Origin of the sequence: Pseudomonas sp. 3-2 (assembly GCF_019710535.1) — a bacterium.
Classification (GTDB): domain Bacteria; phylum Pseudomonadota; class Gammaproteobacteria; order Pseudomonadales; family Pseudomonadaceae; genus Aquipseudomonas; species Aquipseudomonas pharyngis.
Window position 1 is genome coordinate 4,613,241 of sequence record NZ_CP081200.1, and the last position, 17,639, is coordinate 4,630,879.

18 protein-coding genes are annotated in these 17,639 nt (G+C 55.1%); 10 read left to right on the plus strand and 8 right to left on the minus strand.

Annotation, left to right across the window (positions count from 1 at the left end; genetic code table 11):
* Positions 1–33: 33 nt before the first annotated feature.
* Both eat and K3819_RS20835 read left to right on the plus strand, forming a co-directional pair.
* Positions 34–1,398: an ethanolamine permease gene (gene eat, locus K3819_RS20830; protein WP_221397869.1), complete on the plus strand. Its 1,365-nt coding sequence runs from the start codon at positions 34–36 to the stop codon at positions 1,396–1,398.
* 118 nt (positions 1,399–1,516) lie between these two features.
* A complete protein-coding gene (locus K3819_RS20835) occupies positions 1,517–1,684 on the plus strand; it encodes a DUF2897 family protein (protein ID WP_007950938.1) in 168 nt (55 codons plus the stop codon).
* 44 nt (positions 1,685–1,728) lie between these two features.
* Here K3819_RS20835 and K3819_RS20840 read toward each other — a convergent pair whose 3' ends face one another.
* Complete coding sequence (locus tag K3819_RS20840) at positions 1,729–2,580, minus strand: DUF1989 domain-containing protein (protein ID WP_085612191.1); 852 nt, start codon at positions 2,578–2,580, stop codon at positions 1,729–1,731.
* 175 nt (positions 2,581–2,755) lie between these two features.
* Between K3819_RS20840 and K3819_RS20845 the strand changes: the two genes are divergently transcribed.
* On the plus strand, positions 2,756–3,313 hold the full coding sequence (locus tag K3819_RS20845; RefSeq protein WP_085612190.1) for a TetR/AcrR family transcriptional regulator: 558 nt from the start codon (positions 2,756–2,758) through the stop codon (positions 3,311–3,313).
* Here the strand turns inward: K3819_RS20845 and fabF are convergent.
* The 5 genes from fabF to K3819_RS20870 all read right to left on the minus strand — a co-directional run bounded on the left by fabF (position 3,310) and on the right by K3819_RS20870 (position 9,178).
* Positions 3,310–4,584: a beta-ketoacyl-ACP synthase II gene (gene fabF / locus K3819_RS20850; RefSeq protein ID WP_085612189.1), complete on the minus strand. Its 1,275-nt coding sequence runs from the start codon at positions 4,582–4,584 to the stop codon at positions 3,310–3,312. The genes K3819_RS20845 and fabF overlap by 4 nt on opposite strands.
* A 26-nt stretch (positions 4,585–4,610) precedes the next feature.
* Positions 4,611–5,405: an SDR family oxidoreductase gene (locus K3819_RS20855; protein WP_221397870.1), complete on the minus strand. Its 795-nt coding sequence runs from the start codon at positions 5,403–5,405 to the stop codon at positions 4,611–4,613.
* 214 nt (positions 5,406–5,619) lie between these two features.
* Positions 5,620–5,955, minus strand: a complete 336-nt coding sequence (locus tag K3819_RS20860) for a ComEA family DNA-binding protein (RefSeq protein ID WP_085612187.1) — start codon at positions 5,953–5,955, stop codon at positions 5,620–5,622.
* Positions 5,956–6,065: 110 nt separating this feature from the next.
* Complete coding sequence (locus K3819_RS20865) at positions 6,066–8,060, minus strand: nucleoside-diphosphate sugar epimerase/dehydratase (RefSeq protein WP_085612186.1); 1,995 nt, start codon at positions 8,058–8,060, stop codon at positions 6,066–6,068.
* An 80-nt stretch (positions 8,061–8,140) separates the two neighbouring features.
* Entirely contained in the window at positions 8,141–9,178 is a 1,038-nt protein-coding gene (locus tag K3819_RS20870) for a glycosyltransferase family 4 protein (protein ID WP_221397871.1), read from the minus strand.
* 321 nt (positions 9,179–9,499) lie between these two features.
* Between K3819_RS20870 and K3819_RS20875 the strand changes: the two genes are divergently transcribed.
* From K3819_RS20875 to K3819_RS20905, 7 genes are read left to right on the plus strand one after another with little or no spacing between them, the layout of a single operon-like run.
* Positions 9,500–10,519 carry a glycosyltransferase gene (locus K3819_RS20875; RefSeq protein WP_085612185.1) on the plus strand — a complete coding sequence of 340 codons (1,020 nt, stop codon included), beginning with the start codon at positions 9,500–9,502 and terminating at the stop codon, positions 10,517–10,519.
* Positions 10,519–11,676: an FAD-binding oxidoreductase gene (locus K3819_RS20880; protein ID WP_085612184.1), complete on the plus strand. Its 1,158-nt coding sequence runs from the start codon at positions 10,519–10,521 to the stop codon at positions 11,674–11,676. Before K3819_RS20875 ends, K3819_RS20880 begins: the two co-directional genes overlap by 1 nt.
* Positions 11,673–12,410, plus strand: a complete 738-nt coding sequence (locus K3819_RS20885) for a glycosyltransferase (protein WP_085612183.1) — start codon at positions 11,673–11,675, stop codon at positions 12,408–12,410. Before K3819_RS20880 ends, K3819_RS20885 begins: the two co-directional genes overlap by 4 nt.
* Positions 12,407–13,354, plus strand: coding sequence for an aldo/keto reductase (locus K3819_RS20890; RefSeq protein ID WP_221397872.1), 948 nt, complete (start codon positions 12,407–12,409; stop codon positions 13,352–13,354). The genes K3819_RS20885 and K3819_RS20890 overlap by 4 nt, the downstream gene beginning before the upstream one ends.
* A gap of 15 nt (positions 13,355–13,369) precedes the next feature.
* Complete coding sequence (locus K3819_RS20895; protein WP_085612181.1) at positions 13,370–13,750, plus strand: GtrA family protein; 381 nt, start codon at positions 13,370–13,372, stop codon at positions 13,748–13,750.
* A 27-nt stretch (positions 13,751–13,777) separates the two neighbouring features.
* A complete protein-coding gene (locus tag K3819_RS20900) occupies positions 13,778–14,272 on the plus strand; it encodes a hypothetical protein (protein WP_143492943.1) in 495 nt (164 codons plus the stop codon).
* Positions 14,253–15,512, plus strand: coding sequence for a hypothetical protein (locus tag K3819_RS20905; RefSeq protein WP_085612180.1), 1,260 nt, complete (start codon positions 14,253–14,255; stop codon positions 15,510–15,512). Before K3819_RS20900 ends, K3819_RS20905 begins: the two co-directional genes overlap by 20 nt.
* A gap of 118 nt (positions 15,513–15,630) precedes the next feature.
* Here K3819_RS20905 and K3819_RS20910 read toward each other — a convergent pair whose 3' ends face one another.
* Positions 15,631–17,016: an FAD/NAD(P)-binding protein gene (locus K3819_RS20910; protein WP_221397873.1), complete on the minus strand. Its 1,386-nt coding sequence runs from the start codon at positions 17,014–17,016 to the stop codon at positions 15,631–15,633.
* Complete coding sequence (gene cysC / locus K3819_RS20915) at positions 17,013–17,606, minus strand: adenylyl-sulfate kinase (RefSeq protein ID WP_221397874.1); 594 nt, start codon at positions 17,604–17,606, stop codon at positions 17,013–17,015. Before cysC ends, K3819_RS20910 begins: the two co-directional genes overlap by 4 nt.
* Positions 17,607–17,639: the final 33 nt, after the last annotated feature.

The following is a 17,639-nucleotide window of genomic DNA, read 5'->3' on the forward strand; positions in this document are numbered from 1 at the left end:
CGAGCTTTCCAAACCGTTCAGGGAGCAAAACACATGAACACACAACTCAAACCCACGCTGGGCACCTTGCACCTGTGGGGCATTGCGGTGGGGCTGGTGATTTCCGGGGAGTATTTCGGCTGGAGTTATGGCTGGGGCGTAGCGGGAACCCTGGGTTTCCTGGTGACTTCGTTCATGGTCGCGACCATGTACACCTGTTTCATCTTCAGCTTCACCGAACTGACCACGGCGATCCCTCACGCGGGCGGGCCGTTTGCCTACAGTCGCCGCGCCTTCGGTGAAAAAGGCGGGCTGATTGCCGGACTGGCGACGCTGATCGAATTCGTCTTTGCTCCGCCGGCGATTGCCTTGGCGATTGGCGCGTACCTGAACGTGCAGTTTCCGGCGCTCGATCCGAAACACGCGGCGGTCGGCGCGTACATCGTCTTTATGGGTCTGAATATTCTCGGGGTGAAACTGGCCGCGACCTTCGAGTTGATCGTCTGCGTCCTGGCCGTCGCCGAGCTATTGGTGTTCATGGGCGTGGTCGCCCCGGCGTTCAGTTTCAGCAACTTTGCGCTCAATGGCTGGGCCGGCTCGGACATCTTCGGTGCTCCGGCGATTGCCGGGATGTTCGCGGCAATTCCGTTTGCGATCTGGTTTTTCCTCGCCATCGAAGGCGCAGCCATGGCGGCCGAAGAAGCCAAGGACCCGAAACGCACGATTCCCAAGGCCTACATCAGCGGCATTCTGACCTTGGTGTTGCTGGCCATGGGCGTGATGTTCTTCGCCGGTGGCGTCGGTGACTGGCGCACCCTGTCGAACATCAACGACCCGCTGCCTCAGGCAATGAAAGCGGTGGTCGGCGACAACTCCGGCTGGCTGCACATGCTGGTGTGGATCGGTCTGTTCGGGCTGGTGGCGAGTTTCCACGGCATCATTCTTGGCTACTCACGGCAGTTCTTCGCCCTCGCCCGCGCCGGTTATCTGCCCGCCTCGCTGGCGAAACTGTCGCGCTTCCAGACCCCGCACCGCGCCATCATCGCCGGCGGCGTGATCGGCATCGCGGCGATCTACAGCGACGGCCTGATCAATCTGGGCGGCATGACCCTCACTGCCGCGATGATCACCATGGCGGTGTTCGGCGCGATCGTGATGTACATCATGAGCATGCTCAGCCTGTTCAAGCTGCGTAAATCCGAACCGAATCTGGAGCGCACCTTCCGTGCGCCGTGCTATCCGCTGATTCCATTGATTGCACTGGTGCTGGCCGTGGTGTGTCTGGTGGCGATGGCCTGGTTCAATGCGTTGATCGGACTGATCTTCCTCGGTTTCATGGCCGTCGGTTTCGGCTACTTCCTGTTGACCGGCCAGTTGCGCGCCAACGCCCCGGCAGACGCCATGCTCACCGGACGGTAAACCACGACGGGCATAACCGGCCTAGAATGGAACCACTGCGAATGCACTTCGCTCAAAGTGGTATGCAGCGTTGCACGGCGAAACCCTCGCCCGTCGACCTGCCTTAAGGAGAGCCGTTATGCCCTGGTATGCCTGGTTGATTCTGGTCGTTGCAATCGGCTCGATCGTCGGCGGTCTGATGATGTTGCGTGACACCGCCAACAAGGTCGAACTGACCGATGAACAACGCAAGCGCGTCGCTGAACGCAACGCCGAAGCGGACATCAAGGACGCGCAGGACCGCTGAACGAAAACCCCGCCTGAATCGGCGGGGTTTGTTTTTTGTCGCGATTATTTTTCCCAGTCGGCCTTGGCGATGTGCAAGCCATGCAGGCCTTTGTACGCCGCACGTTCCGGCTGGCTCCAGCCTTCGAGCAGCGCATCGTCCAGACGATAGATTTCCACCCCGAGCGGGCGGCACACGGTCAGCGGATCCTGCGCATCCGGCCCCCACATCGCCAAAGACAAGTCACCACCCGGACAGGTCGACAACGCGCACAGCAAGTCGATTTCGGCGAAGAACTCCAGGTAATCGCCCTTCTGCGCCGGGCAGGCCTTCATGAAATACAGGTCATCGTGATTCAGGCCGGTGCACTGGAAGATGTTCAGCACGTCATGCACATCGAACTCGGTCAGGCCATGCGGAAGTACGGCGCGAGTCAGATTGGAATGGCAGTGATGATGGAAATCCTCGCCGGTGAGCATTTTGTTCACATAGGGATCGCAGCGCGTGCCGAGCAAATCGTGCAGGCGCCCGCCGTGCTCGTCGATGCCATAGTCGGCCAGGCTGTCATCGGTGATGGTCACCAGAGGTCGCAGGAAAGGCAGGTTCGACCAGAGGCGATCGTGGGTGCTGACATGCGCGCCCTGCAATTGCCGGGTGCGCGCCGCCCACATCCGTTCGCGCGGATCATGTGCGTTCCACACATTGAAATCGCCCACCTGGGGCCCGACCGGTGTGGTGACGCGAAACACATGCCCCGCCGGCACGTGCCAGGCGCGGCCGGTGCGGATCGGCACCTCGAATTGCTCGATCAGCGTGCGCCCGTCCTTGCGGTCGCGAATCCGTTCGTAGAAAGGTGTATCGACCTGCAACGCCGAGCCTTTGCTGACCTGATAGGCGGCCGGGTAGTCTTTGTACATGATTCTCCTGCTCCTCAAGTGATGGCAACTTTGCAAGCTGCAACCACTATCCGTGCCAACCGTTGATGGCTGTTACGAACATGTCGGAGTGACCGGGCGTTTTTTTAGAAGTAGAAGTACAGTCACCATCCAATTCCCATTGGTTAAGATGGCGATCTTGTTGCGGAGAGTTTAAATGCGTTACTCGCAGGATCATAAAGCCCAGACCCATCAGCGCATTATCAAGGAAGCTTCCGAGCGTTTTCGCAAGGACGGCATCGGTGCGACCGGACTGCAGCCATTGATGAAAGCGCTGGGCCTGACGCACGGCGGTTTCTACTCGCACTTCAAGTCCAAGGACGAACTCGTTGAAAAAGCCCTGCAAGCGGCCGGAGATCAAGTGGCTGGCTTGTGTGCGGAGATCTTCGCCCAGGAAAACCCGCTTGAGCTGTTCATCGACACCTACCTGTCCGAATGGCACCAGACCACGCCGCATGAAGGCTGCCCACTGCTGACCATTTCATCGGAGTTGGGATTGCGCGGCCAGCCGAGCCCGACCAGCGATGAAGTGCTCAAGGCTCGCCTGGACCAGATCGAAGGCACCCTTGAAGGCGAGAACGCCGCCGAGCGCAGCATCGTCATCATGGCGACACTGGCCGGGGCGCTCCTGCTGTCACGCAGTGTCGCGGATCCTGAATTTGCGCAGCAAATCCTCGACGTCACCCGCGAACACCTCAAACGCTCCGAAGACTAAGCCTGCCAGCGCTTGAACAGCACGCTGGCATTGACCCCGCCGAAACCGAACCCGTTGGACAACGCATACTCGATCGGCATCGACCGCGCCTGACCGTGGACGATGTCTACGCCTTCGCTTGCCGGATCGGGATTTTCCAGATTAAGGGTGGGCGGAACGATCTGATCGCGGATCGCCAACAGCGTGAAGATCGCTTCCAGACCTCCCGCCGCACCGAGCAAATGCCCCGTCGCGGATTTGGTCGAGGTCACGGCAATTGAGTTTTGTGCGCCAAAAACCGACTTGATCGCCGCCAGCTCACCGAGGTCGCCCACCGGTGTCGAGGTCGCATGCGCATTCAGATGCTGCACCTGATCCGGCGCTATACCGGCCTGGGCCAGCGCCACTGTCATCGCCCGCCGTGCACCGCTGCCGTCTTCCGGCCCGGCGGTCAGGTGATAGGCGTCGGCGCTGGTGCCATAACCGACCAGTTCGGCCAGCGGCTGTGCGCCGCGCGCCAGTGCGTGCTCCAGCGACTCGATCACCAGCAGACCGGCGCCCTCGCCCATCACGAAACCGTCACGTCCGCTGTCGAACGGACGCGAGGCGCGCTCAGGCGTGTCGTTGTAGCCACTGGACAAAGCCCGCGCTGCCGCAAAACCGGCAAGACTGACGCGATCGATGCAGGCTTCCGCACCGCCGCACACCGCGATGTCGGCCTCACCGGCACGAATCAGCCGGGCCGCATCACCGATCGCCTGCACCCCGGCGGCACACGCGGTGACCGGCGCACCGAGCGGGCCCTTGAGACCGTGCTGGATCGAGACATGCCCTGCGGCGAGATTGACCAGAAACGAGGGAATGGTGAACGGCGACAACCGTCGCGGACCACGGCTGTCGGTGGTGCGTACCGCATCGGCGATAGCGCCGAAGCCGCCGACACCGGAGCCGATGATCGTGGCGGTGCGTTCCTGAGCGCCGGATTCGGTCGGGTGCCAGCCGGCCTGTTCAAGCGCCTGCCGTGCAGCCTCCATCGCGAACAGAATGAAACGATCCATTTTCTTCTGTTCTTTGGGCGGCGTGGCACGGTCAGGATCGAAACCCGCTTCGGCGTCCTCCTCCATCGTCGGCACCGCACCGCCAACCCGGGTCGGTAGATCGGCAATCACCGCTTCCGGCAAGTTTCGCAATCCCGAACGCCCGGCCAGCAAGCGCTGCCAGACCACTTCGACGCCGCTTCCCAAGGGCGATACCAGGCCCATACCCGTGACAACTACTCGACGCTGATCCATATCGGGTTGACCTCTCTCGACTTGATTTACTTGTAACGACTGGCTGCCGAGCTGTGGGACAGGTTGGGCGCCATCACATGACGGGCAGCGACGAAGGCTTGCCATTCCCCGGCATCGGGCAGCGAAGGAATCGTGACGAGCTCGCCCTGATCCAGACCGGACAGCGCGGCATCGACCATCTCGCCCGCTTCCATGACCATTTCCGCCGGAATATTGGTGGCATCCAGACCCGAACGCTCCCAGATTTCGGTGCGCGTCACTCCAGGCAGAACCGCTTGCACCTTGACACCTGTGCCTTCGAGTTCCGCATTCAGCGTTTGGGAGAGGCTCAACACGTAAGCCTTGCTGGCGCTGTAGGTGGCGTTGAAGCGCTCGGGGAACAAGGCGACCACGGATGCAATGTTGATGATCGTGCCACGCCCGGCGTTGGTGAATGCCGCGGCAGCGGCCGAGGCCAGTCGGGTGAGCGTCGTGACGTTCAACTGAATCAGTTTCTCCAGCTCGTCCGGGTCGGCGTTGGCCAGCAATCCGTTGACCGCTACTCCCGCATTGTTGACCAGCAGGCTGATACTGGAATCGCTGCGCAGACGCTGCTCAAGCTTGATCACTTCCTCCTTCTGCGTCAGATCGGCCTTGAGCACTTCAACCTGAACGCCATGGACGTCTCGCAGTTTGCTCGCAGCCGATTCCAGACGCGCCTTGTCACGAGCGACCAGCAGCAGATCGAAACCACGCGCCGCCAATCGCTCGGCATACACGGCACCGATGCCGGAAGAAGCGCCCGTGACCAGCGCCGTGCCTTGGGATTTCGGTGAATTCATGACGATACTCCTGGGATGCGTTAGGAATGAACGACCGCTAAAAAGCAGAACGCTACAGTGGCGACTGAAATTATTATAGGCATAATCTCAAGGCAATATGACAGCCATAATTTTCTATTTCCCGACGGAAAGGCTGTCGCCCTCCTGTGCTGTGCTCCACCTGGAAGCAAAAAGGGCCGGTCAATGACCGGCCCCTTGGCGTTGAACAATCAGCTTAGTTCACTTCCAGCTTGTCGCGATTGCGATCCAGGATCGCCTTGCCGATCCCCTTCACTTCCAGCAGCTCATCCACGGACGCAAACGGCCCGTTTGTTTCACGATAAGCAACAATCGCTTTCGCCTTGGCCTCGCCCACGCCTGCCAATTCCTTTTGCAGAGTGGCCGCGTCGGCACCGTTCAGATCGACCTTCTGATTTTCAGAAGTGGCTGACGCGTCCATCACCACGGGTGCCTTGTTCGCTTCTGAAGAACCCAGAGGCGCAGCAATGGCAGCAATAGAGGCGCTGGTCAGCAGGGCAAAAATCAGGGAGTAGAAATATCCGGTACGCATAAGTGACGCTCCTTCATCAATTGAGAAAGCAGCTTTTCCGAAGCTGCTCTCCAAACTTAGGCGATGATCGGGACAAGTCAAAAATGCGTCCGTTACAGGATGTGAAACAATCAGGGTTCGAGACGGCGCTGCTGATAAATCCAGTCGACGATCTCGCCGTCGGGGGTATAACCACTGACGGTTTCGCGCAGGAGTTGGCGGACTCGGGAGTAATCATCTGCATCGACAGCAGCGAGCAGCTCTCCCAACCGGGATTTAAGAACATCCCAAGGCAAGTGGTCCTCATTGGCCGTCATGATCATCGGATGCGGCGTCGCGGCAACATTGTCGCCAATCAGCAGTTCTTCATAGAGCTTTTCACCGGGACGCAACCCCGTGAACTCGATGGAAATATCGCCCTGCGGATTGCGTTCGGAACGTATGCTCAAACCGGACAAATGAATCATTTTCTCGGCCAGTTCCACGATTCTTACCGGCTCGCCCATATCCAGCACGAACACATCGCCGCCCTGCCCCATGGAGCCCGCCTGAATCACCAGTTGGGCGGCTTCCGGGATCGTCATGAAGTAGCGGGTGATTTTCGGGTGGGTGACCGTCAGAGGGCCGCCGGACTTGATTTGACTGTGAAACAGTGGGATCACCGAACCGGACGAGCCCAGTACGTTGCCGAAGCGGACCATGGTGAAGCGGGTTTTGTTGACGCGTGAAACGTTGGCCTTGTCGCCGAACAACACTGGCGCAACTTCTCGACTCAATGCCTGAAGCGTGAGCTCCGCCAGACGCTTGGTACTGCCCATGACGTTGGTCGGACGAACGGCCTTGTCGGTCGAGATCAGCACGAAATTCGAAACGCCCGACTGCAACGCCGCCTGTGCCGTATTGAGCGTACCGATCACGTTATTCAACACGCCTTCGGCGATATTGTGCTCGACCATCGGCACATGCTTGTAGGCCGCCGCGTGGTAAACGGTGTCGACCTTCCAGGTTTTCATCACATCCAGCAGTTTGTCCTGATGGCGGATCGAGCCGAGAATTGGCAGCAAACGAACGGGCGTCGACTCACGACTGCCACGCTGCTCGAGCTCCGAGAGAATGCTGTAGAGGTTGAATTCGCTATGTTCGAACAGCAGAAGCGTCGTCGGCTGCAACGAAAATATCTGCCGGCACAGTTCAGAACCGATGGATCCCCCTGCGCCGGTGACCATCACCGTCTTGCCCTTGATGCAGCGTTCGAGCAAATCCGGCTGAGCCGGCACTGAGTCACGCCCCAGCAGGTCGGCAATATCGACTTCTTGAATGTCTTCGACTTTTACCCGGCCACTGGCCAGGTCAGTAAAGTTGGGAACGCTGCGAACGTGCAGCGGAAAACCTTCCAGCAGGTTGAGAATTTCCCGACGACGGGCACGAGTCGAGGAAGGCAGTGCCAGAAGAATTTCCTGGGCACCGGTCACGTCGATCATTTGCTGGATATGTTTGGGCTTGTAGACCTGCAGCCCGGAAATCGAGCGGTCTGAGATACCCGGATCATCATCGATGAACGCCACGGGACGCAGCACCCGGCCCATGCGCAGTGCCGCAACCAGTTGATTGCCCGCCACGCCGGCACCGTACACTGCCACTTTGGTCAGCCCGTCGTCGCGGTTGGTGAAGGGCACGTGCTGGGCTGCGGTAAACCAGTCGCCCATGAAGTATTGGCGCATGCACAGGCGCAAACCGCCTATGATGACGAGACTGAGCCACCAATAGTTGAAAATGATGGAGCGGGGAACCACGGCCTCGTGGTTGCTGTACCAATAAACCACCAGCGCCAGGATCAGCGATGAAAGACTGACGGCCTTGACGATCGCGATCAGCGCATCGTTACCGAAGTAACGCATGACTGCACGGTACATTCCGAAGCGAATGAAAAGCGGGATTGCAACGATCGGAGCACTGACGAACAACCAGAAATGTACTTTAAGCGGGTTGTACATATCGTCGATGCCGAGCCGGACGATGAACGCAAGCCAAAGAGACCCCCAGACCAGAAACACATCTGTGGCAACTTGAATCAGTCGTTTTTGCCTGCGTGGCAAACCTAACAAAAAGGCGCGTAATTTATCCATAAACCTCAACCGACCAGGCACGTTGGCCTACTTAATCCGCCTTCATTGTACGTAATAATTAGAGGCCAGACGGATTTTGTCTAACGATCCTTGCCCCGCACAGTTTTGACTTCATACTCACCCGCATGAAACTTCACCGCCAGAACCAGCAATGGCACATAGGCAATTATCAGGCCTGTCGCTCCATCCAGCCCCGTCACTACCACGGCGATGGCAACCGGCAGTAGCCACAGCACATTGATCAACGCCACGGCAATAGTCACCGGCAAATGCCTTCCATAAGCCCGCGAGGCGTACTGGTAGGCATGACTTCGATGAGCTTCATACACCTTCTCGCCTCGCAGCAAACGCCTGAGCAACGTAAACGTCGCATCGACGATAAACACGCCCGGCAGGATCAGCCATGCCCACAAGAGATCCGGGTTGAGCGATGCCGCCTGTAATGCAAGGACCCCCAAAATGATTCCCAGAAATCCGCTTCCGGCATCACCCATAAAAATTTTTGCCGGTGGAAAATTCCAGACCAGAAACCCCAGGACCGACATTGCCAACAGCAATGGTGCCCAGATAAAGCCCTCATGACCGGTGATCCAATAGAGAAGGCAGGCTGAACCACAGACACTGATTGCCTCGACGCTGGCCAGGCCGTCGATTCCGTCCATGAAATTGTAAAGGTTCAACATCCATACCAGATAAAAAAGTGCGAAGACATTGCTGACCCAGCCCGGATCCAAGGTCATACCAAACACTTCCACCGGTGCCAGTCCGCCGGTCCACCACAACACCCAGGCCGCCGCAGCAAAATGGCCGAGCAGACGCCAGCGAGCCGCAATATGGCCATGATCATCCATGAATCCGATCACAGCCACCAAGGCGCCCGCACCGGCAGCGCCCAGAAAAAAGCCGGAATCGATCAACCCTGCTGACCATATTGCCACCAGGCCAGACAAAAAGGTCACGACGATCGATACCCCACCGCCACGCGGAGTGGGAACGGCGTGAGAGCTGCGATCATTCGGCACGTCGAGCATGCTGCGGGCCAACGCATATCGGCGAAGGCCGGCAGTCAATGCAAACGAAAGGCCGCAGATAGCAGGTATGAGCCACCAGAAAATCATCGAGTACATCACTCCAAAAGGTAAAACGTGTCACACGTGATGCCCCACGCTCTCTTTGAGAAAACAAGTGAGCTGGCAAATGAGGGGAGACGGCGGCAGGCCGCGCCCGGTGCACCAAAACGGCTAAGGATACACGACGGATTGCACCTCGGATGGCCGACAGCAATCGTCGTGAGTGGCGGATGGGCTGTATTTTGCAAGTTTTCGTGCAAAAGGCCATGAATGAAAAGGATGACGCGACCTACCTTGCAGATTAAGATTACGGGCTTTTTTTCGAAATGATGGACGACAGCCGATGGCTGACGTCTCGAGGGACTGTAAATGGTATTTTTTCCGGTATTTCTTTCGGTTGTCTTTGTAGTGCGCAACCAATCTAACCATATTGGAAGTATCCTGGCAGACGCAGTTGAACGGATGTCCACGCTCGTTAGCGACTATGAACTTATTGTTGTCGATAACGCTTCGGATGACGACAGCATATCGATACTAAAAAGCCTGACCGGCGAAAACGGTCTGCCCAACTTGCAAGTCTATGCACTGACCAAAGAAGTCGATGCCGATACCGCATCGTGGGCTGGCCTGGAAAACGCTCTGGGCGATTTCGTCGCAGTGATCGATCCGCTAGTCGATGACATCGCTTTCTTGCCTGAGATGCTCGACAAGGCAGTCAGCGGCGCCGACGTGGTTTTCGCCAAGAACAAACAGAAACCCGCACAAAGTCTCGCTTACGAAGTCGCCTATTCGGTCTTCAACAAAGTATACAAATCGTTCAACGGCATACATCTTGCCACCGAGGCCCCGCAATATCGGGTGCTCAGCAAGCGCGTCATCAATTTCATCCTGCAGCACCCTCAACCTTCGGTAACCTATCGCCACCTCCCGGCGACAGGCGGTTTTGCCCGTGCCAATCTGAACTACAGTTCCAGCCCTCGAGTAACACAGAAGAAACGTCTGCGCGAAAGTATTGATCGGGGCATGCTCCTGTTGGTGTCGACCACTCGGGCGCCCATGCGGCTGGTTACTTCCCTTTCGCTGTTTGGCGCAGTCGCGAATCTCATTTACAGCTTCTATGTGGTCGCCAGCGGCTTTCTCAAAACAGACATTGCACCGGGCTGGATCAGTCTCTCCTTACAACAATCCGGCATGTTTTTCCTGATTTCGCTGGTGCTCCTGGTACTGGGCGAATACATCCTGCACATGACCAGCCTGACCAATGAAGGTCCGCTCTATCATATTGCCCAGGAGTTCACCAGCGCGCGCATAACCCGCCGGGAAAAACTGAATATCGAAGAGGTCGCATCGCCCGAGACGCCTCAATCCTCCTCAGGCCGAGTGGCGTGATGTCGACGACCAATATGCAGGATGCGGTCGTTGTAGGAGGGGGGTTCTACGGCGCAGCGATCGCGGTTTACCTTGCCAGACAACGCGGCATGAAACAGGTCATGCTTATCGAGCGTGAATCTTCGCTGTTGAGCCGGGCCTCTTATAACAATCAGGCTCGCGTACACAATGGCTACCACTACCCGCGCAGTTTCACCACGGCATACCGCAGCCGGGTCAACCTTCCGAAATTCGTTCAAGACTGGCCTGAAGCCGTAAAACAGGACTTCACCAAGCTGTATGCAATCGCACGACGCAATTCGAAGGTTACTGCCAACCAGTTCGAACGCTTTTACAGGGAAATTGGGGCAAAAATCGAGCTGGCCAGCCCTGCGCTTCGATCACTATTCGAGCCAAGGCTGATCGAAGAGGTTTTTCTGGTTGAAGAGTACGCATTCGACTCGACTCAACTGGCGAGATGGGCAATACGTGAACTGCAGGAGAGCGGTGTGCGCATTCGCCTGAATACCCAGGCCGTGGCCATTGCCAACAGCCCGAACCAATCGCTGAACATTACCCTGGCCCCCGACGGCAAAGATCGGGAACAGATCAGCGCTCGATACGTCTTCAACTGCACCTACAGTGGTCTGAACCAGTTTGGCGGCGACTTTCCTGGCACTCGCACTGCGTTGAAACAGGAAATTACCGAAATGGCGCTCATGCGAATGCCGCCAGCACTGAGCGATCTGGGTATCACCGTAATGGATGGACCGTTCTTTTCCGTTATGCCCTTTCCAGCTCGTGGCTTGCATACGGTTTCGCATGTTCGCTACACGCCCCACCTGCATTGGGCCGACGACCCTAATACAAATCCCTACCAAAAGCTGGACACCTATCAAAGGGATACACGCGTGGATCGGATGATTCGCGATATTGGGCGCTACTTGCCTTCAGTACTGGGCTCCGAATACGTCGACTCACTCTTCGAGGTCAAAACCATTCTCAGCAAAAATGAAGGCGACGACGGCCGACCTATTTTGTTCGAGAAACACGAAACCCTCCCGGGCTGTTATTCCATCCTGGGTGGCAAGATCGACAATATTTATGACGTGCTGGAAAAGCTCGAGACTGAAAACCTGTCCGGCACGCAAACCACCTCTTCCGAGCAAGCACAATGAATTCGCTGATTGAAATTACTATTCCGGTCCTGAACGAAGAGTCAACGCTCGCGGAACAGGTTCGTAAAACCCACGATTATATTCAAACCAACCTGAGCGATATCGGCATCATCCGCATTGTCCTCGCGGATAATGGATCCACCGACCGAACTCAAGAAATTGCTCTGGAGCTGCAAAAAAGCCTGTCCGACGTTCGCTACCTGCGCCTTGAACAGCGCGGAGTCGGTCGTGCGCTAAAAGCGTCCTGGACACAATCGAGCGCCGACATCGTCGGCTACATGGATCTCGACCTGGCCACCGACTTGAGCCACCTGCGCCCGGCGCTCGAAGCGCTGAAAGCCAACAAGGCAGATATTGTGACTGGCTCGCGCCTGGCCAAAGGCGCCAAGGTCATCGGACGCAAACCCCTCAGAAACGTTACCAGCTTTGGCTTTAACCTCATCGTCAAACTGATTTTCCGAACGTCATTCAGCGATGGGATGTGCGGGTTCAAATTTCTCCAGCGCAGTGTTCTCGCCCCTTTGATGCAGACAGGCGCCAACAGTGACGGATGGTTTTTTGCAACCGAGTTGCTGATCACCGGGGAACACTTGAAATACCGCGTGATGGACTTGCCGGTCACCTGGACTGATGATCCGAACTCGAAGGTGAAAGTGCTCAAACTGACCATCGAGTACCTCAAAGCGATGTTTTCCCTGCGCCAACGCCTGAACAACTCAAAGCGTGAAGCATGAAGAACACGAGTCTTTCGCCAGACCATAAACAGTTGATATTGGGTACCGCCCTCTGGGGCTGGGGTATTGAACGTGCCCAGGCATATGAGTTGCTTGAGCAGTTTTTGCTCAGCGGCGGAACAATGGTCGACACCGCGACGAACTACCCTATCAACAAGCGTCAGGAGGACTTCGGTCTCGCTGTTCGCTGGATTGCTGACTGGGTCAGGCAAAACACCAGCTCCAAACTCGCACTGACTGTCAAAATCGGCTCGAAGGACAATATGGGCTCGCCTGAAGTCAGTCTGAGCCCGGATGATATAGATCGCGCATCGAGTACCCTGCACAGTCAATTTGGTTCGGCACTTTCCTGCGTTTCGATCCACTGGGACAATCGCGCAGAGGACGACATCGACGGCGCGACCATTGCAGATACCGTCGAGGCCATGTCCAGACTTGAACAGCAGGGTCTCGGTATCGGTCTTTCGGGTATCAGACATCCCGAGCTTTATTACAAGGCCGATCCGTCGCTCTCTCGCAAGTGGGCCATTCAGGTCAAAGAGAACCTCAAGACCCATGCTGCTCGCGCAGCCTACGAAGCCTGGTTTCCCGATGCGAAGTATCTGGCCTACGGTATCAATCTTGGCGGCCTGAAGACCGAAGCGGCCAAGACAAACAGTTCGATGGAATTGCGCAACATCAATATTCCTCAGGCGTTTACACAGAAGCTCGTCGACTTCCTCAACGAGCCGCACGCATTCGAACCAAGACCCACAACGCTCAACGAACTGGCCCTCGCCGCTTCCTTTGTAAACCCGTCGCTGTCCGGGATCGTCATTGGCCCCAGAAACACCGACCAATTGGACAATACCCTCAACTATTGGAAATCGCTGCAAGCACAAGCAGACACAAGTACAGGGCAGAAAGTCTTCACTCGACTGTTCGAAGAATTACCGTCCGACTAGGAAGACTCGCTGACAATGCAACCGCTCAAATTCATATTTGCAGGCGTCGCCAATACGGCCATCGGCTATGGCGTTTTCCTGCTACTTGTCACATTGCTGGACATGAACCCTTCCTATGCGAACGCCATTGGCTATGTCATTGCCTTGATAGCCGCGTTCATCCTCAACAAGACTTTTGTGTTCAACCAATCCACCACTGATCGAAGCACGATACCGAAGTTCATTGTTGCTTTCGGCATTGCTTTTGGAATCAACCAGCTGGTGTTGATCTCCGGGTATCGCCTGGCGGGCCTGGATCCGAAAATCGCGCAAGTATTTGCCATGATTTCTTACACCATCAGCTTTTACGCTCTGAACAAAAAATTTGTATTCAACAAAAAAACAGATATCGATTAAAAAAGACACTACACAAGGACACAACAAGTGCCGACCACCCCCATCAACAAGCGCGTCACAAACGCCTTGTTCTCACCGCTTAGTTATGGCTTAGCTCTTCTGCTCTCCATGGCAGTTGGTGTTATTTTTTTTATTGCCAACAACACAACTATCCCTGCACCACTCCCACCAGAAGAAAATTATATTCCCGCACTGAAGGTTAACTTTGATCAGTGCACAACTGGAAAATACTGGATAACTGTAAATGGCTGGGCACTATTGGACCGGCCTGACAGCGCGACAAAAATCCACCTATTTGCCACCGGGCCAGGCGGTTCTATAAAACTGACAACACGGCGCCTGCAAAGAAAAGATGTCAGTGACTTTCTAAAAATTCACAGTGATTTCCACTTGCACGGTTTTTACGCATCAGCAATAGGGCGCAACCTGAGCCAGCGGTATGGTGAAAAAGTAAAAATCTTCATTGAAGACTCGAAGGGCTTAATTCACTACGGAGGCGAAAATGTCTGCACAGCAAATTGATTCCAACACCCAAAAGACACTGGCCTTTGTGTTATTTATTGCCTTGTTCTACTTGTACTTCTTTCTAACTCTGGAACTCAAACCTTTTTCCGACGATGTAACTTTTCTATCAGTTGCCACATCAGGCGAATCACCGCTCCACTATTTAGCCAGGCGCTACAACGTCTGGACAGGTAGGATCGTTATTGAAGCAGTCATGTACACCACGATCGCCTATTCTGCGTTCTGGAAACTGGCAATACCTACTTTATTGCTACTTAGCATCTACGCCACCTGGAGAGTTTTCTTTTCCAAGACAATCGACTTCCGCTATGGCATTCCGATCTGCATGGCTTTAATGCTGTTAACAGGCCACAACATCCTCGACACCACCATATATTACGTGACCGGATTTTATAACTACTTGCTTCCGATTTCAGCAGCAGTTTTTGTATGCGCAACATTCATGCGCCCCTCGTTATTCTCTACCCCCGAGAAATTTCTCGCCATTCCTCTCGCACTGATCGCATCACAGTCCGAGCAGGCCGGCATATCAACACTCGCACTGTTTACCGTTTCTTTATTATGGGACAAAAAGAGTTCATTAGCATATAGAAGCACACTACTGGTAATCGTTGCCATTGGATTTGCGTTTCTTATCACCGCCCCAGGGAACTACCTGCGCCTCGTCTCCGAATTGCGCTACATGCCAGAATTCAATGACTACAATATAATAAAGAAAATCTCGACTGGCTTTGATGTTTTCAACGCCCACTACACCGACACAAGAAATCTATACCCAAAAGCGATCGGAATACTAATAACGATGCTTGCCTTTCAAAAACAATTCAAATTCAAAAAAATTGCCTTTGTATTGATGGCGATCGGAGTATTCCAAGGAAGTATTTTTTCTAACATCTTCAACATAGGAACAAATGAGTATTACTCCCTGCGCTACGCAAGCACAGGACTCGGCCTGGAGTACTTTTTGTCCTACACGCTTAGTATTCTTTCCCTTGTCAGCATGATCTACATCATGAAACAACTGTTAGAAAATGACGCGAGCTTCTATCTCGCCACTTTCTTCCTGCTCCTGCATACCGCAGTTACGACTCTGGTAGGTCTTTCTCCGACAGCATATGAATCGGGCTACAGGGTTCTATTGGCAGGTGACATGATAAGCCTAATGTTGATTTGCCTGCTCATTAAAGAACTCATTGATCAGCGCAGTCATTGCGTGCTGCCTACCCCTTCGAAATAACCCCTTGATCAAGAGTTCCATGTACCGAACACTTGATTAACAGGTGTTCGGTACATATAAAGGGATAAACGGAGGGGATGGGGAGGGGGCGATGGGTATCTATAAGCAAACCATCCAGTCAAGAGCCCAGCTCAAAATCCACAATCAGTTTTAACGCCAATACTTTTCCATACTGACGCAACTCTGGTACAGCGGTAGCCTCCCAATAGTCCGCCTTTAACATAGGCCCTATATAGAACAACCAATCGGACGCCTTTCCCTGCTGACTTAGCACGGCCAATTCACTGCTAACACACAACCCAAGGTTTAACGCATCGACCTTCAAAAGACCATCGCGCTCCAGCTGTCGGATCAAACGATCCTCAACCCGCCTAAGATTGGTGTTAGGTCCTGTACAATTTACGACTTTGGCAACTTTCAAGCTTGTAACGGATTGCTCGCCTCTTGCTTGAATATCAATATTCATGCCTTCTGCACAAGTTGTTACAGCCTTGATCCGTCCCGCTATTGAGCGAATTTGCCCGCGCGACTGAGCCCTCTCGAAGCGGCTGTACGCCTCCGGGGCCACTCGATGGCGATGAACATCCCAATAAGCCTGGAGGTGCCGCAGAAACCGTTGACGCTCGATGTTGGGCAGACGTTTCCACAACGTAGGAGTAATGGGCCGCAATGCACCCAGAACATCTCGCCAGTCAACACCCCGCTGCTCACACAAATCGACTTCAGTACGAATTACCCGCATGTAACTACGTACGGTTGACGCAGTGCTCATTAACTTAGCAACGATGTCCGTAGACAGCAGCTCAGCGTTACGGCTTGCACGATGAGGAGCAGGGCACAAACCGCGACGCGAGAGCATATGAATTGGCCCCCGATGCCCTTCATGTATCAGTCCGAGCGCAACGTCGAGCGCGGTTAGCCCGGCCCCCACAAGCAGAATCGGTAAGTCGACATCTGGAGTGGCTGCTTTACTGATCGCCCAAGGGTCAGATTCATAAAGATCAGATTCAACGTGAGATGTAAAACAATCCAGATCAACAGGTGAAAAGTTACCAAACGCGAGCACCACTCGATCCGCGATAACTTTTTCACCGCCGGCCAACTCAACAACGCCTTGCGCACCTTGTGCCTTTATTGAATGCACTTCGGAAACTAGTCGTTCCAACCGCACGCTCTTCGAGCAATGCTTTTCGGCATCATCCAGAACCGACGTCAGATACTCTCCATAAATCTTGCGCGGAATGAATGACGATGCCGTGCAGGCAGGATCCCTCGCCTGGCAGAAGCGCAGAAAGTGCTCAGGATCATCGACGTCCGCACTCATATTCCCCGCAGGCACATTGAGCAGGTGTAACGGGCTGTTGGTGCCGTACGCCAATCCTCGCGCCATGGTCCCGGAGCGGTTGATGAGTACGACTCGGACATCGGAGAGGCTGCGACGCAAGAATTGTGCTGCCGTTACTGCACCGCTGAAACCAGCGCCAATGATGACGAGGGTTTTCATTGATCAAACCTTTTATCCAGGTATTCCAGTACTCTTGCGATGGATTCGGACAGTTCTTCGGCAACAGTGTTGATGCGAATATCCGGATTGACCGGTGCCTCATAGGCAGAGTCGATCCCGGTGAAGTTCTTGATCTGGCCCGCTCTTGCCTTGCTGTAGAGTCCTTTCGGATCGCGTCGCTCACACTCTTCCAGCGAGGTGTCGATAAAGACTTCGACAAATGCTTCATTGCCGATGACGTCACGCGCCATGGCGCGATCACGATGAAACGGGGAAATGAACGCGGTAATCACGATCAACCCGGCGTCGATGAGTAACTTCGACACTTCTGCAACACGTCGAATATTCTCGACCCGATCAGCATCGGTAAAACCCAGATCCTTGCACAAACCCATGCGCAAGTTGTCGCCATCCAACAGAAATGTGTGCCGGGCCTTGGCCACGAGTGCCTGCTCCAGAGCATTGGCGATCGTCGACTTGCCCGAGCCACTCAAACCCGTCAGCCAGATAACAGCCGGTTTTTGCCCCTTTACCTGAGCTCTTGCCGACGCACTGATGGCGGTAGCGTGAAAAACCAGATCCTTGCTCATACGATTAACCTTATTCGAATCAGACTACAAGAC